Raw genomic sequence first — 23,539 nt, forward strand, 5'->3', positions numbered from 1 at the left:
TCGCACCGCGGAGGTGTCCCCCTCGTGCCCGCCCACCGTCCACCGCAGCGCCCGCCCCGCCCCCGCGCCACTCCCCCGCGCCACCGCCCACCGCAGGGTGGACGGCCGGTCCGCTCCCGGAAGCAGGACGAGCGCCCGCGCTGGGGCATGCGGGTCGCCACCGGGCTCTCGGTGCTGGTGCTGGGCGCGGGTGGGATCGGCCACGCCGTGGTGAGCAGCCTGGAGGGCGGGATCGGCCGGGTCGACCCGTTCAAGGACATGAAGAACCGCCCCCAGTCCGGGCGTGGGACCAATCTGCTGCTCGTGGGCACCGACGGCCGGGACACCATCACCAAGGCGGAGAAGCAGAAGTACAAGCTGGGCGGCGCGCCCTGCCACTGCACCGACACGATCATGCTGGTCCACCTCTCGGCCGACAAGCAGCGGGCGAGCGTCGTGAGCCTCCCCCGGGACAGTTACGCGGAGATCCCCGCCCACACCGACCGCACCACCGGCAAGAAGCACGACAGCCACCCGGTGAAGCTGAACGCCGCCTACGCGGAGGGCGGGCCGACGCTGACCGTGCGGACGGTCGAGCACATGACCGGCGTCAAGGTCGACCATTATCTGGAGGTCGACTTCACCAGCTTCATGAAGACGGTCGACGCGGTGGGCGGGGTGCAGATCTGCACGGCCCGGCCGATGAAGGACGCGTACACCGGACTGGACCTGCCCGCCGGTACGCATCAGCTCGACGGCGGCAGGGCGCTCCAGTACGTACGTTCCCGCCATGTCGACGTGGCATCCGACCTGGGCCGGATGCAGCGCCAGCAGAAGTTCATGGCGGCGTTGATCAAGCAGGCGACGAGCAACGGGGTGCTGCTGAACCCCGTGCGGTTCCAGCAGGCCTCCGCGTCGGTGCTGGGCTCGGTCCGGGCGGACGAGGGGTTCGGTACGGAGCAGATGCTGGCGCTCGGCAGGGCGATGAAGGACTTCAGCCCGGCGTCGTCGGAGTTCACCTCCGTCCCCATCGGGAATCCGAGCTTCCCGGTCAAGGGCGTCGGCTCCACGGTCCAGTGGGACGCGGCGAAGTCGAAGAAGCTGTTCCAGGCGCTGCGCGAGGACAAGCCGCTGGCCCCGGCGAAGCCGGAGCAGGCGTCGGACGCTTCGAAGAAGGCCCAGGCGACCCTGGTGGACGTGGCGCCGGAGGAGATCCGGGTACAGGTCTACAACGGCACCCCGAAGGACGGCCTCGGCAAGGACGTGGACGCCGGGCTGCGCGCGACCGGCTTCGACACCACCGACGCCCCGCTCAACGGCAAGCTGCGTGACCTGGCGCGGACGCTCGTGACGTACGACCCGCGCTGGGACCGGTCGGCGAAGTCGCTGGCCACCGCGTTGCCAGGGAGCGAGCTGAAGGCGGTGAAGGGGCAGGGCGCCACGATGGAGGTAACGGCCGGCGCGGACTTCACGGAGGTGCGGCCGGTGCGGGCGGAGAGCAAGCAGACGGGCGAGTTCGCCACGGTGACGGGCGACGAGGTGGTGTGCCCGTAGGACGCCTGCGGGACCTCAGTCGTCGATCCCGTCGGCCACGCGCTTCTCCCGCAGCTCCTTGATCGCCCGGCGGCGCGCGAGGCGGTGGGTGCGCCGGATCTGCGCCTCCTGGTAGCGCCGCTTGTCGCGCTCGGTCCCGGGGATCACCGGCGGTACGCGGCGCGGCTTGCCGTCGCCGTCGACGGCTGCGAAGACGAGGTAGGCGCTGCCGACCTGCTGGGCGGGCGTCGACTCGTTCCAGCGCTCGGCCATCACGCGGACACCGACCTCCATGGAGGAGCGGCCGGTCCAGTTCACCTGGGCACGTACGTGAACGAGGTCACCCACCCTGACCGGCTCCAGGAACACCATCTCGTCCATCGACGCCGTCACCGCGGGCCCACCGGAGTGCCGTCCGGCCACGGCGCCCGCCGCGTCGTCGACCAGTTTCATGATCACGCCACCGTGCACCGTACCCAGGAGGTTGGTGTCGCTGCCGGTCATGATGTGGCTGAGGGTCGTGCGGGACGCGGCGGTGGGCTTGCCCGGAATCTCTTCTTCCGAGCGCTCCGAGCGGGTGGCCTGATCTGTCATACAGTCCACCTTATGCGCGGGCCCTGATCCCGCAGAATGCATCAGCTTCGCAACAGCCCTGGTGCGATTTCCCTTACACCCTGTAATAGCTGTGGGTCGGGACGGCACACTGTTCGGATGAACGATTGGCCCGATCGACGGACCGGCGACCGCAGCGAGCGCTACGGGCGGGGCAGTGCCGGCCCCCAGCCCGAGAGCGCCCGGGCGATGCCCCACGTCCAGCGCCGCCCGGCCCCGCCACAGAGGCCGACGGTGCCCCCGCAGAGCCAGGGGTACGACGACCGCTACCCGGCCGGCTCCCCCGGCTACGGCAACAGCCCCGAGCCCGGTTACGACAGCGGCTACAACACCGGCCAGGTCTACGGCGGCGGTCGTGGGGGCGGTCACGGCGGTGGTGACGCGGGTTACGTCCAGGGCCGCCCGCCGGTCGACTGGCGCCGCCGGATCAAGCTCGGCGCGCTGACGCTGGTCGTCGTGGTCCTCGTGGTCTCCGTCTCCACGTACTTCTGGGCCGACTCGAAGCTGAAGCGCGAGGTCGACCTCGCCAAGGTCATCGAGCGGCCGGAAGCGGGCGACGGGACGAACTACCTGATCGTCGGCTCCGACAGCCGTGAGGGCATGTCGGCCGAGGACAAGAAGCGGCTGCGCACCGGTTCCGCCGAGGGCAAGCGCACCGACTCGATGATGATCCTGCACGACGGCTCCAACGGCCCGACGCTGATCTCCCTGCCGCGCGACTCCCAGGTGGAGATCCCCTCCTTCAAGGGGTCCGAGTCCGGCAAGATGTTCCAGGGCACCGGCCGCCAGGTGAAGCTGAACGCCGCGTACGCCGAGGACGGCCCCGAACTGCTCGTGCGCACGGTCGAGTTCAACACCGGGCTGCGCATCGACCACTACGTCGAGATCGGCTTCGGCGGCTTCGCGCAGATCGTGGACGCGATCGGCGGGGTCGAGATGGACATCCCGAAAGCGTTCAAGGACAAGAAGTCCGGCGCCGACTTCCAGGCCGGGAAGCAGACCCTGAACGGCGAGCAGTCCCTGGCCTTCGTCCGCACCCGGTACGCGTTCGCGGGGAGCGACCTGGACCGCACGAAGAACCAGCAGAAGTTCCTCGCGGCGCTGGCGAGCCAGACGGCGACCCCGTCCACGGTCCTCAACCCGTTCAAGCTGTACCCGACGATGGGCGCGGGCCTGGACACCCTGATCGTGGACAAGGACATGTCGCTCTGGGCACTCGCCAACATGTTCTTCGCGATGAAGGGCGTCACGGGCGGCGACGGTACGTCGATGAACATGCCGATCTCGGGCAGCTCCGGCGGCAACCTGGTCTGGGACAAGGCGAAGGTGAAGCAGCTCGTACAGCAGCTGAAGAACGACGAGAAGGTCACAGTCAAGGGCAACTGAGGCCCTCCGCAAGGCCGTTGCGGGGGCAAGGGAACATCACCTACGGGCTACGAGCTGTAGGTGGTGTTCCCTTCCTCGTCCATGAGGGGATGGATCTGAAAGGGGCCGTAGTCGCCCATGTCGGACGGCCGCGGCCTCTCCGGCCGGTCGGGCCCGATGCGCGTCACGCGCTCCACCCGCACGACCTCGTACCGGCACCCCCGCACCCAGGCGCCCGTCACCGATCCGGGCGAACTCATCGGCCCGCACGACCCGGTAGCGGACCCCGTCCGCCGTCACCTCGTTGACGGGTTCCTTCTCCAACCGGCCACGGCCTTCAGCAGCGACCACCGCTCGACCCGGTCCTCGGTGTGGTCCTTCGCCTTGAACCAGAGGTGCGGGTTCAGCTCGTCCCGGGCCATCTGCGGGAACCCGGTGTCGAGTTCGCCCAGCAACCGCCTGGGTGACCCCGAAGACCGGGTCGTCCCGGTGCGTGACGTTGATCATGAGATGGTCCGGCGACTTCCCCGGGTGATCGTGCACTCAGTGTGCCGAAGGGGGTGCCGGTGTCAGGGTTTCCGCCACAGAGGGCATGCGCCGTGCGGAGCTGACGCACACGAGCGCGCCCGGCCGTCCGTGGAGGGGCTGGGCGCGCTCGGAGCGTGCGGGGGCGGTGCGCTCAGCTGCCGGAGGCGTACGGGACGAAGTCCGCCCAGGCGGCGGAGGTGAAGCCGAGCTGCGGCCCGGCCAGGTCCTTGGAGTCACGGACGTGCACGGTGCTGAGGGTGGCCGCGACCTCGACGCACGAGGGGCCGTCGTTGCTGCTGTAGCTGCTCTTGAACCACTCCAGGGCGGAGGCGTTTCCACCCGAGGTCTTGCGCGTCATGTCTCTCCCAGCACTTTCTCGATGAAGGTCCGCGATTCTCGTGGAGTGAGGCCCTGGGCCCGGACGAGACCGAGCCGTTGCTCCAGAATCCGGATCTCCTTGGGGTCGAAGGTCAGGCGGCTGAACAACTGGCTCTCCCATTGTCCCACCGCAGTTCCGTCCTTGAACTTGAAAAGCTGGAGCTGGCCGCCCATTCCGGCATGGTCCTCCCGGTCGATCGGCATCACCTGGATCTCGACGTTCCGCAACTGGCTGATCTCCAGCAGGTGTTCGAGCTGGCGCCGCAGCACCGCACGCCCGCCGAGCGGCCGCCGGATCGTCACTTCCTCCTGGACGAAGGTGAGCATGGGCAACGGCTGCCGCCGGAAAATCTCCTGACGTGCCATCCGGGCCCCGACATACCGCTCGACCTCGTCGGGTCCGAACGCCGGCCGCCGCATCTCGTAGAGCGCACGGGCATATTCGGCGGTCTGGAGCAGCCCATGCACGTTGTGGTTCTCGTACGCGGCAAGCTCGACCGCTTGCCGTTCGAGCTTGGCGTGATCCTTCACCTTCTTCGGATAACGAGCCTCCGCCACGTCCTTCTTCATCGCGGAGATCCTGCCGCCCGCGCCCACGGCCCTGTCCGTCCCGTCCAGGAACTCCGGCTTGGGGATGCGTCGTCCACCCTCGACCTTGTAGACGAGATCCTCGCTGTAGCCGATCGCCGTGCCCAGTTCGGCGGCGCGCAGCCCGGCCGCCTCCCGCCAGAGTCTGATCTGCCGCCCCACGGCGGCCATCACCGCGCTCGAGTCGTCCGCCGGGTCGATGTCCAGGTCCAGATCGGGCTCGGATACGTCTTCGTCAGCCATGGTGCGCAGCGTAGGGACGGCGGGCCGCACCGAGTGGCGGATCCCTGGAAATCCACCCGAACTCGCTGCTCAGGCCGGGTCGCGACGCGTCACGACCCGGTGAGGGGCCACCGGGTCGTGTCCGACCGCGGCCTGGTGCGCCACGACATCAAGTACGTAAGAACCAAGAGAAATTACCCAACCCCACCCCACCCGATCCCGGTGGTCACCTGCGGGAGGGGCTGGTCACCCACACGGGTGAGATTCGCCAACTGGGCTGGATTTCGGATGGGTTGGCAGGCATATGCTCACGCTGACCGACACCCCAGACATGAGACGGCCCCCGCCGGGACGGCAATCCCGAACGAGGGCCTGACCACCAAGGAAGGCAACACTTCCCGATGGATACCCAGCACCATAACGCCCTCACCCACGCCCTGGCAGAGCTTCCCGGGCCCCTCCCGCCCTCCGGCGTGATCCACGTCGCGATCCCGCACTCCAGCCGGTTCACGATCGTCGGCAACCACCTCGCGCAGCACGCCGAGCTCTCCCTCGTCGCGATCGGGATCGGCGTCCACATCCAGTCGCTGCCCACCGGTTCCAAGGTCGGCATCAAGGCCCTCGCGGCCCGCTTCACCGAGGGCGAGACGACGATCGCCTCCGCCCTGCGCGAGCTGGAGGCCCACGGCTATCTGAACCGGAACCGCGTGAGGCTGGCGAACGGCCGGATGGTCACCCGCACGGTGTTCTGCAACCAGCCGGGGGCGGTGGAGCGAACCGGGGCGGAGGTGGTGGCGCCTGTGGTGTCAAAACAGGCGCCTGTGCCCCCACCCGCGCCCGAACCCACCCCCGTACCGGAGGAATCCCGTCCCCCGGTCCGCGTACCATCGCGCACCGCGCCCAAGCCGCCGCGCCGGCCGCTCCCCCAGCCCCGCGAACTCACCCCGGACCTGCGGCAGACCGCCTCCGCGCTCCTCGCCGACCTGCGGAGTCATGCGAAGGGGCTGGTGCTCTCCGAGGACGACGTCGAGGAGCTGGTCCCGGGTGTGGCCGCCTGGCTGGAGCGCGACGTGCGCCCCGACACCATCCGGCATGCGCTGACGACCGATCTCCCGCAGCCGACCAAGCACCCGGCGAAGATCGTCAAGCACCGCCTCACCGTGCACCTGCCGCCCCCGCTCCCCGACGCCCAGGAGCTGGCCCGGGTCCGCCGTACCGTCGTCATCCCCCTCCAGAACTGCGACCGCTGCGACCGCGCGTTCCGCTCCAGGGAGCCGGGCCACTGCCGGGGCTGCCGGAGCGAGCCGGCGGCGACGGCGGCCTGACAACCGTCGCATCGCGCGACCGCCGCGGCGCTCGTCGAGGACGCGGCTGCCGGACCGGACCTGGGCGGCATCGAGGAGGGCCGCAGTCGGGTCGGCGCAGAGCCGGGCATAGGTGCCGGGCGTACGCCCCGGCCCTGCCGGACCAGATGCGCCGCTCGGCCGCCACTTCATCCGACAGGCCCCTTCGGTTCAAGGCCGGCGAAGTCCTCGTGGAGGGCGTCCAGATGACGGCCCGTCGGCTGCCCGGACGAGTCCAGCTCCGCCAGCCGCCAGGCAGGCAACTGCTCCTCCACCTCGGCGGGCAGCGACCCGTCCGCCGGTTCGGCCAGGGCGTGCAGCACCCCGAGCGCGGTCTCCCGGGCCACCTCGCGGGCCAGCTCACCGAGGTCCTCGGGGGTGAGCCCGGCGGTGAGAGCACGGCCGACGGCCCCGGCGGCCACGCCGTCGCTGCGGTAGGCGGCCACCCAACGGGGCGCCTCCGTGCCCCAGGCGTCGACGTCCTGCCACACCGTCCGGAGGAATCGGTAGCGGGCGAGCTGCGGGAGCCCCTCCTCGGCCTCGGATTCGGCCCAGTCCGGCGCGTCGCCGTCCGCTCCCAGGGCGCGGAAGAGGGCGGTGAGCCTGTCGAGTTCGGTCATGAGGGGGGAGAGTACCGGCCGTGTTCCGGCGAGGCAGGACGGATGGGCCTGTCCGGACCGATGAGTTTCGGCGGGGTGCGCGGTCAGTACATCCGTAAGAGTTGATGCCAGGCTGGTACCCGGCACGAAATGCCCGCGAGAGATACCCAGGAGCTCCCGATGCGCACCCTGATCAGCACCGCCTTCGTCTCCCTCGACGGCGTCGTGGAAGGCCCGGGCGGCGAGCCCGGATACCGGAACTCGGGATGGACCTTCAAGGACGTGGAGTTCCTCCCGGAGGCGTACGAGATCAAGAGCCGGGAGCAGGAGGAGGCCGGCGCGCTGATGATAGGCCGGGCCAGCTACGAGGCGTTCAGCCAGGTGTGGCCGGCGATGGAGGAGTTCGCCCAGTACAAGGTGATGCCGAAGTACGTCGTCTCCACCACGCTCAAGGAGGACGACCTGGTCTCCGACTGGGGCGACACCACGATCCTGCGCTCGCTCGACGATGTCGCCGCCCTCAAGGAGACCGACGGCGGACCGATCATCATGCACGGCAGTGCCGCCCTGAACCACAGCCTGTCGGACGCGGGCCTGATCGACCGCTACCACCTGCTCGTCTTCCCCCTCCTGCTGGGGGCGGGCAAGCGGCTGTTCAGCGCGACGGACAAGGACGCCCAGAAGCTGAAGCTGGTCGAGCACGAGGCGTACGCGAACGGCATCCAGAAGAACGTGTTCGACGTCGTACGCTGACGTCCGGGCCGGAACACACGTGTGGCCCCCAGCATGAGGCCGGGGGCCACAGTGACAGCGAAAGCCGTTACGGCAGGTTCCTCGCCATCACGATCCGCTGAACCTGATTCGTGCCCTCATAAATCTGGGTGATCTTGGCGTCGCGCATCATGCGCTCCACCGGATAGTCGCGCGTGTAGCCGTAGCCGCCGAGGAGCTGGACCGCGTCCGTCGTGACCTCCATGGCCACGTCGGAGGCGAAGCACTTGGCCGCCGCGCCGAAGAAGGTGAGGTCGCCGTCGACGCGCTGGGACTTGGCGGCGGCGGAGTAGGTGAGCTGGCGGGCCGCCTCCAGCTTCATCGCCATGTCGGCCAGCATGAACTGGATGCCCTGGAAGTCCGCGATCGGCTTGCCGAACTGCTTGCGCTCCTGGACGTACCCCTTGGCGTAGTCCAGTGCGCCCTGGGCGATGCCGAGGGCCTGGGCCGCGATGGTGATGCGGGTGTGGTCCAGAGTCTTCATCGCGGTGGCGAAGCCCGTGCCCTCCTCGCCGATCATGCGGTCCGCGGGGATACGGACGTTGTCGAGGTAGACCTCGCGGGTCGGGGAGCCCTTGATGCCGAGCTTCTTCTCCGGGGCGCCGAAGGAGACACCCTCGTCGGACTTCTCCACGACGAACGCCGAGATGCCCTTGGAGCGCTTGGTGGGGTCGGTGACCGCCATGACCGTGTAGAACTCGGAGACGCCCGCGTTGGTGATCCAGCGCTTCACACCGTTGAGGACCCAGAAGTCACCGTCGCGCACGGCCTTGGTCTTCATGCCCGCAGCGTCCGAGCCCGCGTCCGGCTCGGAGAGCGCGTACGAGAACATCGCGTCGCCCTTGGCGAGCGGCCCCAGGTACTTGCGCTTCAGCTCCTCGGAGCCGGAGAGGATCACCGGGAGCGAGCCGAGCTTGTTGACGGCCGGGATCAGGGAGGAGGAGGCGCAGGCGCGGGCCACCTCCTCGATCACGATGACCGTGGCGAGCGCGTCGGCGCCGGCGCCGCCGTACTCCTCCGGGACGTGGACGGCGTGCAGGTCCGAGGCGACCAGGGCGTCCAGCGCCTCCTGCGGGAAGCGGCTCTCCTCGTCGACCGCGGCGGCGAAGGGGGCGATCTTCGTCTCGGCGAGCGCGCGGATGGTCTCGCGGAGCATGTCGTGCTCCTCAGCCGGACGGTACAGGTCGAAATCGGTCGAACCCGCCAAGACGCTCACTCCCCAGATGCTAACTACCGTTAAGTAACTCAATTTTAGTGCGGAAGCCCCGTGACGGCATACGTGAGTGCCACGTGAGCTTCGTGACAGGGGTCGGGCAGAAGGGGAGGTAAGTGGCGGATCGGTTGGGGAGAGGGGGGTTACCCGCCGCGACTATGCTCGGTTCGCACGTTCATCCGTACCTCCCAGGAGCATCCATGGCCCTCAGGATCACTGTGATCGGCACCGGCTATCTCGGCGCCACCCATGCCGCCGCCATGGCCGAGCTGGGATTCGAGGTCCTCGGGCTCGACGTCGTACCGGAGAAGATCGAGCTGCTGTCCACCGGGCGCGTGCCGATGTACGAGCCGGGGCTGGAGGAGATGCTTCAGCGACATGTCGCGGGCATCGAAGGGTCCACCGGGCGGCTGCGCTTCACCACCTCCTGGGAAGAGGTCGGGGAGTTCGGTGACGTGCATTTCGTCTGTGTGAACACCCCGCAGAAGCACGGCGAGTACGCCTGCGACATGAGCTACGTCGACAGCGCCTTCGAGTCGCTCGCCCCGCACCTCACCCGGCCCGCCCTGGTCGTCGGCAAGTCGACCGTTCCCGTCGGCTCCGCCGCCCGCCTCGCCGCCCGCCTCGCCGAGCTGGCCCCGGTGGGCGCGGACGCCGAGCTCGCCTGGAACCCGGAGTTCCTGCGCGAGGGCTTCGCCGTCAACGACACCCTGCACCCCGACCGGATCGTCGTCGGCGTGGAGAGCGAGCGGGCCGAGAAGCTGCTGCGCGAGGTGTACGCCGGGCCGGTCGCAGACGGGTCGCCGTTCGTCGTGACGGACTTCCCGACCGCCGAGCTGGTGAAGACCTCCGCCAACTCCTTCCTCGCCACCAAGATCTCCTTCATCAACGCCATGGCCGAGGTCTGCGAGGCCGCCGACGGGGACGTCGTGAAGCTCGCCGAGGCCATCGGGCACGACGAGCGCATCGGGAAGAAGTTCCTGCGGGCCGGGATCGGCTTCGGCGGCGGCTGCCTGCCCAAGGACATCCGGGCCTTCATGGCCCGCGCCGGTGAGCTGGGCGCCGACCAGGCCCTCACCTTCCTCCGCGAGGTTGACTCCATCAACATGCGCCGCCGCGGCCACATGGTGGAGCTGGCCCGGGAGGCCGTGGGCGGCGGCTCGTTCCTCGGCACCCGGGTGGGCGTCCTGGGCGCCGCTTTCAAGCCGGACTCCGACGACGTACGCGACTCCCCCGCGCTCAACGTCGCCGGGCAGATCCACCTCCAGGGCGGCCAGGTGACCGTCTTCGACCCGAAGGGGATGGAGAACGCCCGCCGCCTGTTCCCGACGCTCGGTTACGCCGACTCCGCGCTGGAGGCCGTGCGCGGCGCGGACGTGGTGCTGCACCTGACGGAGTGGCGCGAGTTCCGCGAGCTGGACCCGGCGGAGCTGGGCGAGGCGGTGTCCCGCCGGATCATCCTGGACGGGCGGAACGCCCTGGACAGTGCGGTGTGGCGCGAGGCCGGGTGGACGTACCGGGCGATGGGGCGTCCGAAAGCCTGACCTGACCTGAGTGCCCGCACTCCCGCGCCCGGATTGTGCCCGCACTCCCGCGCCGCGATGGGGTAGGCGTTGTCCCATGCCGCAACAGGGCGGTGATCACTGGGAGGTATGCGTCATGCCCATCGCCACACTCGGTGCCGTCGTGCTGGACTGCCCCGACCCCGTCGCGCTCGCCCGCTTCTACGCCGCCGTGATCGGCGGCACCATCAAGGACGACGGGGGCCGCTGGGTCGACCTCGTCGACGCCCCGGGCACGCCGCTCGCGTTCCAGGCCGCGCCCGGTTTCGTACCGCCGCAGTGGCCCGGGGCCGACGGCTCCCAGCAGTTCCACCTGGACCTGACGGTGGAGGACCTGGACGCGGCGGAGCGGGAAGTGCTGGCGCTGGGGGCCCGGCCGCTGGACACGGAGGACCGGAAGCGGTCCTTCCGCGTCTACGCCGACCCTGCCGGGCATCCGTTCTGCCTCTGCGCCTGCTAGATCCAGGGGGCAAGGGGCATACAAGGGGCGGGTGATCGCGCGTCCGGTGGACAGGCTGGAACCATGGACGACTCCCCCGGCTGGATCACCACCCCCCTCACCGACGCCCTCGTGCGCGGCGCGCTCGACCTGGAGCGCACCGCGCGCGGCGGCCTTCTCCCGCACCGGCTGCCCGCCCGCGCCCGGGCGCAGTTCGGCGGTGACGAACAGGTCGCCCAGGCGGAGGCCCAGCCCTCCGGCGTACGGCTGGTGTTCCGCACCCGGGCCACCGCCGTCGAGCTGGCCGTTCTGCGCACGGTCGTGGCCTACCGGGGTGTTCCGCCCCGCCCGGACGGCGCGTACGACCTCCACGTCGACGGGGAGCCGGCCGGGCGGGCCACGGCGAGCGGCGGCGATGTGCTGATGGTGGACCTGGGTGATGGCTCTCAGGAGACGTTCCCGGGGCGGATCGGCACCGTGCGGTTCGACGGGCTGCCCGGGCGGGAGAAGACCGTCGAGATCTGGCTGCCGTACACCGAGGTCACCGAGCTGATGGCCCTGCGCACCGACGCCCCCGTCACGGCGGTGGAGCCGGGCGGGCGGCGGGTGTGGCTGCACCACGGCAGTTCGATCAGCCAGGGGTCCGCCGCCGACAGCTCCGCCACCGCCTGGCCCGCCCTGGCCGCGGCGGCGGGGCGGGTGGAGCTGGTCAACCTGAGTCTGAGCGGCAGCGCGCTCCTCGACCCGTTCACCGCGCGCGCCCTGCGGGACACCCCGGCCGACCTGATCAGCGTCAAGATCGGCATCAACCTCGTCAACCTGGACCTGATGCGGCTGCGTGCCTTCGGGCCGGCCGTGCACGGGTTCCTCGACACCATCCGGGAAGGGCACCCGACCACGCCCCTGCTGGTGGTCTCACCCCTCCTCTGCCCCGCCCAGGAGACCACCCCCGGACCGGCCGCCCCTGACCTCAAGGACGGGAAGGTGGAGTTCACGGCGCTGGGGAACCCCTCGGAGGTGGCCCTCGGGAAGCTGACCCTGCGGGTCGTACGGGAGGAGCTCGCCCGGATCGTGGAGGAGCGGGCGAGCGAGGACCCGGAGCTGTCCTACCTGGACGGCCTCACCCTGTACGGCGAGGCCGACTCCGCCGAGCTGCCGCTGCCCGACCGGCTCCACCCGGGCCCCGCCGCCCACCGCCGCATGGGCGAACGCTTCGCGGCGCTCGCCTTCGGTCCGGGGGGACCGTTCGCAGCCCCTAGCGGATCCGCCGCCCGTCCAGCTCCGTGATCGTCGCGTGGGAAGGGCCGCGCGTGGCCTGCTCGTCGCGGGCCACGGCTTCCGCGTCGCGCAGCACCCGTACGGCGTTGCGCCAGGTCAGCTTGGCGAGGTCGCCCTCGGACCAGTTGCGCCGCAGCAGTTCGGCGATCAGGTTCGGGTAGCCGGAGACGTCCTCCAGGCCGTACGGCGTGAACGCCGTGCCGTCGTAGTCGCCGCCGATGCCGATGTGGTCGACGCCCGCGACCTCGCGCATGTGGTCGAGGTGGTCGGCGATGGTCGCGACGGTGGCCTGGGGGCGGGGGTGAGCCGCCTCGAAGTCCTCGTGGATGCGCATCGCCTGCGGGGTGGTGTCCAGGTGGTGCAGGCCGTGCTCGCGCATGTTGCGGTCGGCGGCCTGGGTCCAGGCGACGGCGGCGGGCAGCACGAACTTCGGGACGAAGGTCGCCATCGCGACCCCTCCGTTGGCCGGGAGCGCCGCGAGCACGTCGTCGGGGATGTTGCGCGGGTGGTCGCAGACGGCCCGGGCCGAGGAGTGCGAGAAGATCACCGGCGCGGTGCTGGTGGCGATCGCGTCACGCATGACGCCGTCCGCCACGTGCGAGAGGTCGACCAGCATGCCGATGCGGTTCATCTCGCGGACGACCTCGTGGCCGAAGGCGGAGAGGCCGCCGAGGCGGGGCAGGTCGGTCGCGCTGTCGGCCCAGTCGATGTTGTCGTTGTGGGTGAGCGTCATGTAGCGGACGCCCAGCTCGTGCAGGGCGCGCAAGGTGCCCAGCGAGTTGTTGACGGAGTGGCCGCCCTCGGCGCCCATCAGGGAGGCGATACGGCCCTCGGCGCGGGCCTTCTCCAGGTCGTCGGCGGTGAGCGCGCGCCGCAGGTGGGTCGGGTAGCGGGCGATCAGCTCGGCGACGATGTCGATCTGTTCCAGCGTGGCGCTGACCGCCGTGTCGCCGGTCAGGTCGGTGCGTACGTACACGGACCAGAACTGGCCGCCGACCCCGCCGGCCCGCAGCCGGGCCAGGTCGGTGTGGAGCAGGCCGCGCTGGTCGGCGGCGATGTCCCGGGCGTCCAGGTCGTAGCCGACCTGCTCGCGCAGGGCCCAGGGGAGGTCGTTGTGTCCGTCGACGACGGGGTGGGCGGCGAGAAGCTCGTGCGCGCGGGCGAGGTGGTCCACGGGGCCCTACTTCCCGAAGCCGAAGGAGTCGGAACCCTGGACCTTGGCCCGCAGGCGCTTGCCCTTCTCCGTGGCCTGGGCGTTCAGCTCCCGCAGGAACTCGCCCATCCGCTCCTGGAGGGCCGGGTCGTGCGCGGCCAGGATCCGGGCGGCCAGCAGGCCCGCGTTGCGCGCGCCGCCGACCGAGACGGTGGCGACGGGGACGCCGGCGGGCATCTGGACGATGGAGAGCAGGCTGTCCATGCCGTCCAGGTACTTCAGCGGCACCGGTACCCCGATGACCGGCAGCGGGGTGACCGAGGCCAGCATCCCGGGGAGGTGGGCGGCCCCGCCGGCGCCCGCGATGACCGCCCGCAGACCGCGGCCGGCCGCCTCCTCGCCGTACGCGATCATCTCGCGCGGCATGCGGTGGGCGGAGACGACGTCGACCTCGTACGGGATCTCGAACTCGTCGAGCGCCTTGGCCGCCGCCTCCATGACGGGCCAGTCGGAGTCCGAACCCATCACGATGCCGACGAGGGGGGCGGCGGGGGAGCCGGTGCCGGGGGAAGTCATTCGGTGATCGTTCCTCGCAGGTAGTCGGCCGCGTGCCGGGCGCGCTCCCGCACGTCCGCCAGGTCGTCGCCGTAGGTGTTGACGTGGCCGACCTTGCGGCCGGGCTTCACGTCCTTTCCGTACATGTGGATCTTGAGCTGCGGGTCGCGGGCCATGCAGTGCAGGTACGCCTGGTACATGTCCGGGTAGTCGCCGCCCAGGACGTTGCACATGACCGTCCAGGGGGCGCGCGGGCGCGGGTCGCCGAGGGGGAGGTCGAGGACCGCCCGTACGTGGTTGGCGAACTGGGAGGTGATCGCGCCGTCCTGGGTCCAGTGGCCCGAGTTGTGCGGGCGCATGGCCAGCTCGTTGACCAGAATGCCGGGGGTCCCGTCGTCGCTGCGCGTCTCGAACAGCTCGACGGCCAGGTGGCCGACGACGTCCAGCTCGGCGGCGATGCGGAGCGCGAGCTGCTGGGCCTCGCCTGCCAGCTGCTCGGACAGGTCGGGGGCGGGGGCGATCACCGTGTCGCAGACGCCGTCGACCTGGATGGACTCCACGACCGGGTAGGCGACGGCCTGGCCGTGCGGCGACCGGACGATGTTGGCCGCCAGCTCCCGCACGAAGTCGACCTTCTCCTCAGCGAGGACCGGGACCCCGGCGCGGAACGGGTCGGCCGCGTCCGCCTCGGAGCGGACCACCCACACGCCCTTGCCGTCGTACCCGCCGCGCACGGTCTTGAGGATGACGGGGAAGCCCCCGGCCTCCTCGGCGAACGCGGCGGCGTCGGCCGGGTCGCTCACGATGCGGTTGCGGGGGCAGGGGGCGCCGATCTCCGCGAGCTTGGCGCGCATCACCCCCTTGTCCTGGGCGTGCACCAGGGCATCGGGGCCGGGGCGCACGGGGATGCCGTCCGCCTCCAGGGCCCGCAGGTGCTCGGTGGGCACGTGCTCGTGGTCGAAGGTGATCACGTCGCAGCCGCGCGCGAAGGCGCGCAGCGTCTCCAGGTCGCGATAGTCGCCGATGACGACCTCGCTGACCACCTGGGCCGCCGAGTCCTGGGGCGTGTCACTGAGGAGCTTGAATTTCAGGCCGAGGGGGATGCCCGCCTCGTGGGTCATACGGGCGAGCTGACCGCCGCCGACCATGCCGACTACCGGGAACGTCACACCCCCAGGGTATCGGGCGCGCCGGGGCGCCCGGGACGCCGTCCGAGTGCCACCCCCGGCGGGCTCCCGGGCATCACCGGGGCGTCACACGGGAGGGCTGGTTAGCATGGCGGAGTTGACGCAACCGTCGACGCCATCGAACGGACGGACTGAGCGATCACCATGAGCGAACGGGGCGCACTGCGGACCCGGCTTGATCTGCTGACCCGGGAGATCGCCAAGTTCGGCGCGGTGGGCGCGGTGGGACTGCTGGTCAACATCGCCGTCTTCAACCTGCTCCGGCACACCACCGACCTCCAGGTCGTCCGGGCGAGCGTGCTGGCTACCCTCGTCGCGATCCTCTGCAACTACGTGGGCTTCCGCTACTGGACCTACCGGGACCGGGACAAGTCCCGCCGGACCCGTGAGCTGACCCTCTTCGTGCTGTTCAGCGCGGCGGGCGCGGTCATCGAGAACGGCGTGCTGTATCTCGCGACGTACGGCTTCGACTGGAACACCCCGGTCCAGAGCAACTTCTTCAAGATCCTCGGCATCGGGATCGCGACCCTGTTCCGCTTCTGGTCCTACCGGACGTGGGTCTTCAAGGCCCTCCCCGCCGCGCAGCCCCTGCCCGGGTCCCCGGCCGACGAGGAGGCCGTGCCCCGTGCGGAGCGGTTTCTGGAGCAGCGGCGGTCGGCGGAGACCGTAGAGCCCGATCCCGTACGGAACTGACGCCTCCGTCAGGTCTCCGCTCAGCGCACCGGGCGTTCCGGGTCCTTGCGGTCCAGCGGGATGCGGCTGAGGAAGAGCGCGAAGACCGCCGGGTGCTGCTGGAGCAGTTCCAGCCGGCCGCCGTCCGCCTCCGCGAGGTCCCGGGCGACGGCCAGGCCGATCCCGGTGGAGTTGCGGCCGCTGATCGTCCGCTCGAAGATCCGCGCCCCCAACTCGGCCGGGACGCCGGGGCCCTCGTCGGTGACCTCGATGACGACCTGGTTGCCGGTGACGCGGGTGCGCAGGGCGACCGTGCCGCCGCCGTGCATCAGGGAGTTCTCGATCAGCGCCGCCAGGACCTGGGCGACCGCGCCCGGCGTGCCGACCGCCCGCAGACCGTGCTTGCCCGAGCAGACCAGGGCGCGGCCGGTGGAGCGGTAGGCGGGGCGCCACTCCTCGATCTGCTGCTTGATGACCTCGTCCAGGTCGAAGACGACGGCGGAGCCGGTCCGCGGGTCCCGGGAGTTGGTCAGCAGCCGCTCCACGACGTCGGTGAGGCGCTCGACCTGGGTGAGGGCGATGTTCGCCTCCTCCTTCACCGTCTCCGGGTCGTCGGTCACCGAGATCTCCTCGATGCGCATGGAGAGCGCGGTGAGCGGCGTACGCAGCTGGTGCGAGGCGTCCGCGGCCAGCCGGCGCTCGGCGGTCAGCATGCGGGCGATCCGCTCGGCGGAGGCGTCCAGGACATCGGCGACCCGGTCCAGCTCGGGCACCCCGTACCGCTTGTGGCGCGGGCGGGGGTCGCCGGAGCCGAGGCGTTCGGCGGTCTCGGCGAGGTCGGTGAGCGGGGAGGCGAGCCGGTTGGCCTGGCGTACGGCGAGGAGCACGGCCGAGATGATCGCGAGCAGCGCCACCGCGCCGATGATCAGGAGCGTGCGCCCGACCTCACGGGTGACGGACGAGCGGGACTCCTCGACGGTGACCTTCTCGCCCTGCTCACCGGTCTCGGTGGCGCGCAGGACGCTGCCGGTGGGACGCTCACCGACGGCGATGGGGGCCCGGCCGGGGATCTCGATCAGCGCGAAGCGGTCGGGGTCGATCTGCTCGGACAGCACCCCGGAGTTGATCACCTCGTCGCCCAGCAGCCGGCTGTCGACCACGCTGATCAGCCGCAGCGCCTCGGATTCGACGCTCTCCTGGGCGCTGGCGCTGATGGTGCGCGTCTCCACGATGACGAGGGAGACGCCGAAGACGGCGATGACCACGAGCACCACGGCGAGCGTGGAGTTGATCAGCCGGCGGCGCATGGCCGCCGGTCCTGTGGCTGTGCTTCAAGAGGCATGGGTGCTTCGTACGTCAGCTCTTCTCGAACCGGAAGCCGACGCCCCGGATCGTGGCGATGTAGCGGGGATTTGCCGCGTCGTCGCCGAGCTTCTTGCGGAGCCAGGAGATGTGCATGTCGAGCGTCTTGGTGGAGGACCACCAGGTGGTGTCCCAGACCTCGCGCATGAGCTGGTCGCGGGTGACGACCCGGCCGGCGTCCCGGACGAGGACCCGCAGCAGGTCGAACTCCTTCGCGGTGAGCTGGAGTTCCTCCTCACCCATCCAGGCCCGGTGCGACTCGACGTCGATCCGGACGCCGTGGGTGGCGGGCTGCACGACGGGCTCGGAGGCGCCGCGGCGGAGCAGGGCGCGGACCCGGGCGAGGAGCTCGGCGAGGCGGAAGGGCTTGGTGACGTAGTCGTCGGCGCCGGCGTCCAGGCCGACCACCGTGTCGACCTCGTCGGCGCGGGCCGTCAGCACCAGGATCGGCACGGTGTGGCCGTCGGCACGGAGGCGGCGGGCGACTTCGAGGCCGTCCATCCCGGGCAGCCCCAGATCGAGGACCACGAGGTCGATGCCGCCCTGGAGTCCGGCGTCGAGCGCCGTCGGGCCGTCCTGGCGGACTTCGACCTCGTAACCCTCCCGACGCAGTGCGCGGGCCAGTGGCTCCGAGATGGATGCGTCGTCCTCGGCGAGCAGTACACGGGTCATGGACCGATGGTAGTCCGGCCGGGACGTGCGAGGTGAGGCCCGCGACGCCGCCTGTGGGTCACCGTCGAAATCCGGACATGGACCTTCGAATGTGGGAGCCTGATTCCACGATTGCCTGTGATCCATGTCTCAAGTCCTTCCATATGCCGCCGTGTCGTGTCGTATGGTGTCCCGACGCCTGTTGCACTGATGAAGGACCTTTGGGCCGCCATGAGCGCCAAGGGTCTCTTCTGTGTGTCGGGCCGGTTCGCGCCGACCCGTAGTGAGTGATTGACCTGTGAGCCGGGCCCGGAGCGTGTGAACGCGATCCGGGTGTGGATCCCGACGCGGTACTTCCCCGCCCCGCCGCCGAACGCTCCGACCGGAGCCCGGCCCCGGGGCGAGTCCCCCTCAGGCGTGGGGATGGGGTGCGGCCGCGCCGGTGCCGGCTACCCCCACCGGGCGCGCACCGCTCACGAGGCGAGCGCGTCCCGACCAGCAAGGATCGACCATGGCGTCCAGCCTGACGAAGGACTCGGCCAGTTCCGGCGAGAAGACCTTCTTCGGCCACCCCCGCGGCCTGGCCACACTCTTCATGACGGAGATGTGGGAGCGCTTCAGCTACTACGGCATGAGGGCACTGCTCCCGCTCTACCTGATCGCGCCCGGCGGTCTCGACATGAACCCCGCCACGGCGACCGCGATCTACTCGGTCTACCTGTCGCTGGTGTACCTGCTCGCCATGCCCGGCGGCTGGTTCGGCGACCGGGTCTGGGGCCCGCGCAAGACCGTCGCCATCGCGGGTGGCGTCATCATGCTCGGCCACCTGACCCTGGCCCTGCCCTCCGAGGGCACGTTCTTCGCCGGACTGGGCCTCGTGGCCATCGGCTCCGGCCTGCTGAAGTCCAACATCTCAACGATGGTCGGCCACCTCTACGACGGCCCGGAGGACCCGCGCCGCGACGGTGGCTTCACCATCTTCTACATGGGCATCAACATGGGTGCCTTCGCCGCGCCCCTGGTGATCGGCACCGTCGGTGAGAACGTCAACTGGCACCTCGGTTTCGCCCTCGCCGCGCTCGGCATGGGCCTCGGCGTGCTCCAGTTCCTGCTCGGCACCCGCCACCTGAACGAGCGCAGCCTGATCGTCCCGAAGCCGCTCTCCAAGGACGAGCGCGCCTCGACCCTGCGCAAGTCGATGATCTGGCTCGGCATCGCCGCCGTCTTCTACATCGGTACGGTCGTCACCGGCGTCTACACGCTGAACTGGCTGCTGGTCCCGATCACCATCGCGGGTCTCGTCATTCCGGTGATGGTCCTGACGCGCATCAAGCGCGACAAGGAGCTCAGCGAGGCCGAGCAGTCGAAGATGTCCGGCTACATCTGGTTCTTCGTGGCCGCCGCCATCTTCTGGATGATCTACGACCAGGGCGGCTCGACGCTGGCGATCTTCGCCGAGTCCTCGGCCGACAACAGCGTCTTCGGCTGGGACTTCCCGGTCTCCTGGTACCAGTCGGTCAACCCGGTCCTGATCATGGCTCTCGCGCCGGTCTTCGCCACCTTCTGGCTGGCGCTGAACCGCCGCGGCAAGGAGCCGAGCACGATTGTGAAGTTCAGCTCCGGTCTCGTTCTGGTCGGCGCCTCGTTCTTCGTCTTCCTTATGCCGCTGACCATCGCGGGTGACGGCCACAAGGCCGCCGCGATGTGGCTGGTCGCCATCTACTTCATCCAGACCGTCGCCGAGCTGACGCTCTCGCCGGTCGGCCTGTCGGTCACGACGAAGATGGCTCCGGCGAAGTACGCGAGCCAGATGATGGGTGTCTGGTTCCTCGCCGTCACCGCCGGTGACTGCACCACGGGCCTGCTCTCGCTGGCCGGTGTGGGGCTCAACGGCACTGGGGTGGTGGCCCTGGAGGCGACGCTCGCCGTGGTCGCCGGTATCGCGATCTTCATGTACCGCGGGAAGGTCAAGCAGCTCATGGGCGACGTCCGCTGACGTCGCACCACCTGTAGCGATACGCGGAGAAGGGCCGTCGCACCGGAATGCTCCGGTGCGACGGCCCTTCTCCTCGCGTGCCTGCGCGCCGGTGGCTCAGCGCGGGGAGCGCAGCCGCCGCCACGGGGTGAACGTGAACACCGCGCCGCCCAGCAGGATCGCCGTACCCGCGACCAGGCCGAGCGCGCGCAGGGCGCCGTCACCCTCGGCGCCGGTGGCCGCCAGGCCGCCGCCCGAGTCCGTACCGCCGCCGGACGCCGCCGCTCCGCCCGAGCCAGCCGTGCCGCCGCCGCCGGAGCCCGTGCCTCCGGACGCGCCGCCCGGCTGGGCGGAGGTGTCCAGCTCCAGGGAGACCGCCACATCGGCGGGCGGGGTGCAGGTCGTCGTCGTACCGGCGGCCATCACCGTCAGGACGCCCGGGCTGAGCGTGGACCTGCCGCTCGCGCCGGGCTTGTACGTGCCGGTGAGGTCCGGGATCTCGATCGGGGCGCCGGTCTTGATGACCTCCTTGTTCAGCGGCCCCTCGACCGCGACCGTGCCCTGGTCGGCCCCGCCGAGCTCGACCTCCATGGAGGGCTTGACCTGGTCGGCCGGGATGTCGATGGGGCTGTCCATCACGGACTTGCCGAACTTCACGGTGAGGTCGTAGGCGCCGCCGTTCTTCCTGGCGCTGATCCGGACCGGGGAGGTGGCGTTCTTGTCGCCGATGGGGGTCTTGCAGGCGTAGGCGACGGAGACCTCCTTGCCGGGGAAGTCGGTCTCGCCTCCGGTGCCGCCGGTGCTGCCGCCGGAGGTGGTGGTTCCGCCGCTGCCGGTGCTTCCGGTGCTTCCGCCGGACGTCGTGCCGCCTGCGGAGGTGGTGCCTCCGGTCGTGGTGCCTCCGGTCGTGGTGCCTCCGGTGGTCGTGGAGCCCCCGGGGTCCGTGCCACCCGTCGTCGTACCGCCGGAGTCCGTACCTCCGGATGTGGTGCCGCCCGTGCTGGAGCCCCCCTCCGTCACCTTGATCGTGGCACCCGGCTGAACCGTCTCCTTGGGGGCGCACTTGGTGTCCGTGGAGATCGGCTTCGAGACGTTGATCGTGTACGCGCCCGGGGTCAGCGTGATCTCCCCGGCCCTCTCCAGCTTCAGCTTGGCCTTCATGTCCGGCAGCAGCATGGGGCTGTTCTTGGGGATGGGCGGGTTCTGCCGGGGACCCTCCAGCTTCAGCCCGCCGCTCGCCGCACCGCCCAGCGTGATGGTGCCGGTCGGCTTCACCGTGTCCTTGCCCAGGTCCAGCACGTCGGGGTTCTTGGAGGCGGCGTCGACCGTCTTCCAGACGATCTCGATCTCGTCGCCGACCTTCGCCTCGGCCGGGGCGGTCAGCAGCACCTTCGTGGTGCCCTGGACCGGGGGCAGCCCCGAGATCGGCGGCGGAACGCACTCCGTCGCGTAACTGACCTCGGCGGCCCGGGCCGGGCTCGCGGCCAGCACGATGCCCGCGCCGCCGAGCATCAGCGCGATCCCGGCCGCGCTCATCCTCCGTTGCGTGTCCACGCTTGTCCCTTCGTCGTGGGTGGGGGTCGGTTCTCCGGCGGTGCGGAACACCGGATATCTGGCGGTGCGGAGTCCTGGGTGAACCACGGCAGCGCGGCCGGGGCGGGGGGCGCCTTGGCGGCGGGCGTACGCGTGCGGTGCGCGTGGCGGGCCACCAGGCCGGCGGGACGGGGGCGGACCTTGTCCACGACGGCCATGCCGATACGGAAGAAGGCGGCCGGGACGACCAGGCAGAGCAGCACCCAGAAGAGCGTGACGCCCCACGGGCGGCTCACCCCCCACGGCTGTTCGGCCAGCACCTTCGTCCCGTACCGCAGGGAGACCTGGTAGTCGCCGTGCGCGCCGGCGGAGAGTTCGACCGGCAGCCTGATCTGCGCCTTGCCGCCGGGCGCGACCGTGCCGCGCCACTGGCGTTCCTCCCACTGCGGGGCGTAGACGCCGTGCGCCGTGCCGATCTCGAAGACGGGGTCCTCCACGGGCGCGGGCCCCAGATTGCCGACGGTGAAGACCAACTGCCGGGCGGGCGGGGCGCCGAACCAGGTGAGCAGCGAACTCCCGCCCTCCAGCCGGGTGGTGGCCAGCACCGCGAGCCTTCCCTCGTCGGCCGCGGGCGGCAGCGGGGCTGTGGGATGGCTCGCCACCGTGAACACCGCGTCGAACAAAGCCTGTTCGCCGGTCACCGTGGCGACGTGCACCACGCAGGGGCAGGGCTCGGGCGGCTCGGCCACCGGCAGCTTCTTGCTGAAGGAGCCCTTCTTGTCGGTGGTGACGGCCCGACCGTCGGCGTTGGCGCAGGAATTGGTGCCGCCGATCACGCCCCGCTCCGGGGTGGACCGGCCGCAGATCAGGAGCATCAGCAACGCCTCGGAGCGCCAGCCACCGCCCTTGACGGTGATCTCACCGCCCTTGCCCGCCTCCTTCCTGGAGAGGGTGACGGAGGGACCGTCTCCATCGGCCGCCTGTGCCGTCGGGGCGGCGGTGACCGGGGCCGCCGCCAGGGCCAGGAGAACGGCGAGGAGGAGCAGGAGAGTTGCCGGCACGCGGCTACCGACTCCCGGGTGCTGCGTCACGATTCCGCTCCCGCCTTCACCAAGGGCCTGGATTCCTCTGCCGGTTGCCCACCGTGCGGCCCGGTGGCCGGGCGGGTCGTCGCCGCGCCGCGCCGGTCTCGCCGCCGGTACGCCCCGGTGCCGAGCACAGCCAGTACGCCGAGCGCCAACAGCCCGCCCCCGGCGACCGGCGCCACCGGGACGTACGCCGCCGAGGCAGCCGCCTCGTCCCGCGCCCCGCCCTCCGCGGCGACCCGCAGCCGTACGGTGACAAAGTCCAACGCCGGTGCTTCCGGCCAGGGTTCGGTGAGCTCCACCCGGCGGCCGGGGGCCAGCTCCACGTCCAGCGGCCGGGCCCGCCGGTCCAGCAGCGTGCCGAACACCCCGTCCGCGCGCACGGCCAGCCGCGGCCGCAGGGGTGTGTTGCCCCGGTTGACCAGGGCGTACCGGATGGTCCGGCCCGACACCTCGACGTCCTCCACGGTGAGCGCCGCCAGGGTGGGGCCGCCGACCCTGGCTCGCACCGGTACGCGCCTCTCCTCGCCCCCGTCGGCCGCCGCCACGATCTCCCCCGCGAGGTCGCCCGGCGTCGCGTTGCCCGGCAGGGCGAGCGCGAACGGCACGTCGGCACGGGTCCGGGCCGGCACGGTGACCGTGTCCGCCGCGAACCGGAGCCACGGCCCGGCCCGGCCGTCGCCCCGCAGCCGTACGGTCAGCGGGGCGCGGGTCGGGTTGGTCACCGAGAGCCGGTCCTGGAGCACCGTCGCGGGAGCGCCCTCCAGGTAGACGTACGGCCGGGCATCCCGGCCGGCGCTCCCGCCGCCCGCGGGCCGGGCCGTCCAGCCCGCCGGGGCGCCGGGGCCGTCGTCGGCCGCCGCCGCAGGTGCGAGGAGCAGCGCCGGCAGCAGGGCGGCGAGCAGGCGTACGCACAGGGTCCACGGCAGGCGTACGTACGGGGTCGACGGATCCAT

At 70.9% G+C, this 23,539-nt stretch carries 22 protein-coding genes and 1 pseudogene; 9 read left to right on the forward strand and 14 right to left on the reverse strand.

From position 1 onward, the window contains the following. Positions 1 to 147 precede the first annotated feature (147 nt). The gene (locus AMK21_RS18385; RefSeq protein ID WP_073879263.1) at positions 148 to 1,533 is read left to right on the forward strand and encodes an LCP family protein; all 1,386 of its coding nucleotides are present in this window, start codon (positions 148 to 150) and stop codon (positions 1,531 to 1,533) included. 15 nt (positions 1,534 to 1,548) lie between these two features. Here the strand turns inward: AMK21_RS18385 and AMK21_RS18390 are convergent, their stop codons facing one another. Beyond that, positions 1,549 to 2,106 carry an acyl-CoA thioesterase gene (locus AMK21_RS18390; protein ID WP_073879265.1) on the reverse strand — a complete coding sequence of 186 codons (558 nt, stop codon included), beginning with the start codon at positions 2,104 to 2,106 and terminating at the stop codon, positions 1,549 to 1,551. A gap of 117 nt (positions 2,107 to 2,223) precedes the next feature. Between AMK21_RS18390 and AMK21_RS18395 the strand changes: the two genes are divergently transcribed. Further along, positions 2,224 to 3,510, forward strand: a complete 1,287-nt coding sequence (locus AMK21_RS18395; protein ID WP_079181197.1) for an LCP family protein — start codon at positions 2,224 to 2,226, stop codon at positions 3,508 to 3,510. Between the two features lie 47 nt (positions 3,511 to 3,557). Here the strand turns inward: AMK21_RS18395 and AMK21_RS33755 are convergent. The 3 genes and pseudogenes from AMK21_RS33755 to AMK21_RS18405 form a co-directional block, all read right to left on the reverse strand. Next, positions 3,558 to 4,032, reverse strand: a pseudogene (locus tag AMK21_RS33755) (DUF5954 family protein). A gap of 136 nt (positions 4,033 to 4,168) precedes the next feature. Further along, positions 4,169 to 4,375: a DUF397 domain-containing protein gene (locus AMK21_RS18400; protein WP_073879269.1), complete on the reverse strand. Its 207-nt coding sequence runs from the start codon at positions 4,373 to 4,375 to the stop codon at positions 4,169 to 4,171. After that, complete coding sequence (locus tag AMK21_RS18405) at positions 4,372 to 5,226, reverse strand: helix-turn-helix domain-containing protein (RefSeq protein ID WP_073879871.1); 855 nt, start codon at positions 5,224 to 5,226, stop codon at positions 4,372 to 4,374. The genes AMK21_RS18400 and AMK21_RS18405 overlap by 4 nt, the downstream gene beginning before the upstream one ends. Positions 5,227 to 5,606: 380 nt before the next feature. On the opposite strand from AMK21_RS18405, the gene AMK21_RS18410 reads away from it, so the two are divergent. Then, entirely contained in the window at positions 5,607 to 6,530 is a 924-nt protein-coding gene (locus AMK21_RS18410) for a hypothetical protein (protein WP_073879271.1), read from the forward strand. Positions 6,531 to 6,697: 167 nt separating this feature from the next. On the opposite strand, the gene AMK21_RS18415 is transcribed toward AMK21_RS18410, so the two are convergent. Further along, positions 6,698 to 7,168, reverse strand: a complete 471-nt coding sequence (locus tag AMK21_RS18415) for a hypothetical protein (protein ID WP_073879273.1) — start codon at positions 7,166 to 7,168, stop codon at positions 6,698 to 6,700. 159 nt (positions 7,169 to 7,327) lie between these two features. Between AMK21_RS18415 and AMK21_RS18420 the strand changes: the two genes are divergently transcribed. Then, positions 7,328 to 7,900 carry a dihydrofolate reductase family protein gene (locus tag AMK21_RS18420; protein WP_073879275.1) on the forward strand — a complete coding sequence of 191 codons (573 nt, stop codon included), beginning with the start codon at positions 7,328 to 7,330 and terminating at the stop codon, positions 7,898 to 7,900. A 67-nt stretch (positions 7,901 to 7,967) separates the two neighbouring features. Here AMK21_RS18420 and AMK21_RS18425 read toward each other — a convergent pair whose 3' ends face one another. Further along, positions 7,968 to 9,125, reverse strand: a complete 1,158-nt coding sequence (locus AMK21_RS18425) for an acyl-CoA dehydrogenase (protein ID WP_073879277.1) — start codon at positions 9,123 to 9,125, stop codon at positions 7,968 to 7,970. A 206-nt stretch (positions 9,126 to 9,331) separates the two neighbouring features. On the opposite strand from AMK21_RS18425, the gene AMK21_RS18430 reads away from it, so the two are divergent. The 3 genes from AMK21_RS18430 to AMK21_RS18440 all read left to right on the forward strand — a co-directional run bounded on the left by AMK21_RS18430 (position 9,332) and on the right by AMK21_RS18440 (position 12,419). Then, complete coding sequence (locus AMK21_RS18430) at positions 9,332 to 10,675, forward strand: UDP-glucose dehydrogenase family protein (RefSeq protein ID WP_073879278.1); 1,344 nt, start codon at positions 9,332 to 9,334, stop codon at positions 10,673 to 10,675. 115 nt (positions 10,676 to 10,790) lie between these two features. Then, complete coding sequence (locus AMK21_RS18435) at positions 10,791 to 11,153, forward strand: VOC family protein (RefSeq protein ID WP_073879280.1); 363 nt, start codon at positions 10,791 to 10,793, stop codon at positions 11,151 to 11,153. A gap of 63 nt (positions 11,154 to 11,216) precedes the next feature. Next, the gene (locus AMK21_RS18440; protein WP_073879282.1) at positions 11,217 to 12,419 is read left to right on the forward strand and encodes a GDSL-type esterase/lipase family protein; all 1,203 of its coding nucleotides are present in this window, start codon (positions 11,217 to 11,219) and stop codon (positions 12,417 to 12,419) included. Here the strand turns inward: AMK21_RS18440 and AMK21_RS18445 are convergent. From AMK21_RS18445 to AMK21_RS18455, 3 genes are read right to left on the reverse strand one after another with little or no spacing between them, the layout of a single operon-like run. Beyond that, positions 12,388 to 13,584 (reverse strand): dipeptidase, encoded by a 1,197-nt coding sequence (locus tag AMK21_RS18445; RefSeq protein WP_073879284.1) that lies wholly within the window; start codon positions 13,582 to 13,584, stop codon positions 12,388 to 12,390. The two genes, AMK21_RS18440 and AMK21_RS18445, sit on opposite strands and share 32 nt — an antisense overlap. 6 nt (positions 13,585 to 13,590) lie before the next feature. Next, on the reverse strand, positions 13,591 to 14,139 hold the full coding sequence (purE, locus tag AMK21_RS18450; RefSeq protein WP_073879286.1) for a 5-(carboxyamino)imidazole ribonucleotide mutase: 549 nt from the start codon (positions 14,137 to 14,139) through the stop codon (positions 13,591 to 13,593). Continuing rightward, on the reverse strand, positions 14,136 to 15,287 hold the full coding sequence (locus tag AMK21_RS18455) for a 5-(carboxyamino)imidazole ribonucleotide synthase (RefSeq protein ID WP_073879288.1): 1,152 nt from the start codon (positions 15,285 to 15,287) through the stop codon (positions 14,136 to 14,138). The genes purE and AMK21_RS18455 overlap by 4 nt, the downstream gene beginning before the upstream one ends. Before the next feature lie 162 nt (positions 15,288 to 15,449). Between AMK21_RS18455 and AMK21_RS18460 the strand changes: the two genes are divergently transcribed. After that, entirely contained in the window at positions 15,450 to 15,998 is a 549-nt protein-coding gene (locus AMK21_RS18460; RefSeq protein WP_073879290.1) for a GtrA family protein, read from the forward strand. Positions 15,999 to 16,018: 20 nt separating this feature from the next. On the opposite strand, the gene AMK21_RS18465 is transcribed toward AMK21_RS18460, so the two are convergent. Both AMK21_RS18465 and AMK21_RS18470 read right to left on the reverse strand, forming a co-directional pair. After that, complete coding sequence (locus AMK21_RS18465; RefSeq protein ID WP_073879292.1) at positions 16,019 to 17,284, reverse strand: ATP-binding protein; 1,266 nt, start codon at positions 17,282 to 17,284, stop codon at positions 16,019 to 16,021. Between the two features lie 49 nt (positions 17,285 to 17,333). Next, the gene (locus tag AMK21_RS18470) at positions 17,334 to 18,011 is read right to left on the reverse strand and encodes a response regulator transcription factor (RefSeq protein ID WP_073879294.1); all 678 of its coding nucleotides are present in this window, start codon (positions 18,009 to 18,011) and stop codon (positions 17,334 to 17,336) included. Positions 18,012 to 18,501: 490 nt separating this feature from the next. Here AMK21_RS18470 and AMK21_RS18475 point away from each other — a divergent pair, with 490 nt between their 5' ends. After that, on the forward strand, positions 18,502 to 19,986 hold the full coding sequence (locus tag AMK21_RS18475; RefSeq protein ID WP_073879296.1) for an oligopeptide:H+ symporter: 1,485 nt from the start codon (positions 18,502 to 18,504) through the stop codon (positions 19,984 to 19,986). A 96-nt stretch (positions 19,987 to 20,082) separates the two neighbouring features. Here AMK21_RS18475 and AMK21_RS18480 read toward each other — a convergent pair whose 3' ends face one another. The 3 genes from AMK21_RS18480 to AMK21_RS18490 are packed head-to-tail and all read right to left on the reverse strand — an operon-like array spanning position 20,083 to position 23,539. After that, complete coding sequence (locus tag AMK21_RS18480) at positions 20,083 to 21,501, reverse strand: hypothetical protein (protein ID WP_073879298.1); 1,419 nt, start codon at positions 21,499 to 21,501, stop codon at positions 20,083 to 20,085. After that, positions 21,498 to 22,589, reverse strand: coding sequence for a hypothetical protein (locus AMK21_RS18485; RefSeq protein ID WP_073879300.1), 1,092 nt, complete (start codon positions 22,587 to 22,589; stop codon positions 21,498 to 21,500). Before AMK21_RS18485 ends, AMK21_RS18480 begins: the two co-directional genes overlap by 4 nt. Continuing rightward, complete coding sequence (locus AMK21_RS18490) at positions 22,586 to 23,539, reverse strand: hypothetical protein (protein WP_073879302.1); 954 nt, start codon at positions 23,537 to 23,539, stop codon at positions 22,586 to 22,588. Before AMK21_RS18490 ends, AMK21_RS18485 begins: the two co-directional genes overlap by 4 nt.

Origin of the sequence: Streptomyces sp. CB00316, from assembly GCF_001905595.1 — a bacterium.
GTDB lineage: Bacteria > Actinomycetota > Actinomycetes > Streptomycetales > Streptomycetaceae > Streptomyces.

Bases quoted from the DNA above. Each gene is read 5' to 3' on its own strand.
- AMK21_RS18470 (WP_073879294.1), bottom strand. From the start codon at position 18,011: ATGACCCGTGTACTGCTCGCCGAGGACGACGCATCCATCTCGGAGCCA.
- AMK21_RS18465 (WP_073879292.1), bottom strand. From the start codon at position 17,284: ATGCGCCGCCGGCTGATCAACTCCACGCTCGCCGTGGTGCTCGTGGTC.
- AMK21_RS18390 (WP_073879265.1), bottom strand. From the start codon at position 2,106: ATGACAGATCAGGCCACCCGCTCGGAGCGCTCGGAAGAAGAGATTCCG.
- AMK21_RS18480 (WP_073879298.1), bottom strand. From the start codon at position 21,501: ATGAGCGCGGCCGGGATCGCGCTGATGCTCGGCGGCGCGGGCATCGTG.
- AMK21_RS18430 (WP_073879278.1), top strand. From the start codon at position 9,332: ATGGCCCTCAGGATCACTGTGATCGGCACCGGCTATCTCGGCGCCACC.
- AMK21_RS18400 (WP_073879269.1), bottom strand. From the start codon at position 4,375: ATGACGCGCAAGACCTCGGGTGGAAACGCCTCCGCCCTGGAGTGGTTC.
- AMK21_RS18420 (WP_073879275.1), top strand. From the start codon at position 7,328: ATGCGCACCCTGATCAGCACCGCCTTCGTCTCCCTCGACGGCGTCGTG.
- AMK21_RS18490 (WP_073879302.1), bottom strand. From the start codon at position 23,539: ATGGATCCGTCGACCCCGTACGTACGCCTGCCGTGGACCCTGTGCGTA.
- AMK21_RS18395 (WP_079181197.1), top strand. From the start codon at position 2,224: ATGAACGATTGGCCCGATCGACGGACCGGCGACCGCAGCGAGCGCTAC.
- AMK21_RS18460 (WP_073879290.1), top strand. From the start codon at position 15,450: ATGAGCGAACGGGGCGCACTGCGGACCCGGCTTGATCTGCTGACCCGG.
- purE (WP_073879286.1), bottom strand. From the start codon at position 14,139: ATGACTTCCCCCGGCACCGGCTCCCCCGCCGCCCCCCTCGTCGGCATC.
- AMK21_RS18415 (WP_073879273.1), bottom strand. From the start codon at position 7,168: ATGACCGAACTCGACAGGCTCACCGCCCTCTTCCGCGCCCTGGGAGCG.
- AMK21_RS18435 (WP_073879280.1), top strand. From the start codon at position 10,791: ATGCCCATCGCCACACTCGGTGCCGTCGTGCTGGACTGCCCCGACCCC.
- AMK21_RS18440 (WP_073879282.1), top strand. From the start codon at position 11,217: ATGGACGACTCCCCCGGCTGGATCACCACCCCCCTCACCGACGCCCTC.
- AMK21_RS18475 (WP_073879296.1), top strand. From the start codon at position 18,502: ATGGCGTCCAGCCTGACGAAGGACTCGGCCAGTTCCGGCGAGAAGACC.
- AMK21_RS18405 (WP_073879871.1), bottom strand. From the start codon at position 5,226: ATGGCTGACGAAGACGTATCCGAGCCCGATCTGGACCTGGACATCGAC.
- AMK21_RS18410 (WP_073879271.1), top strand. From the start codon at position 5,607: ATGGATACCCAGCACCATAACGCCCTCACCCACGCCCTGGCAGAGCTT.
- AMK21_RS18385 (WP_073879263.1), top strand. From the start codon at position 148: ATGCGGGTCGCCACCGGGCTCTCGGTGCTGGTGCTGGGCGCGGGTGGG.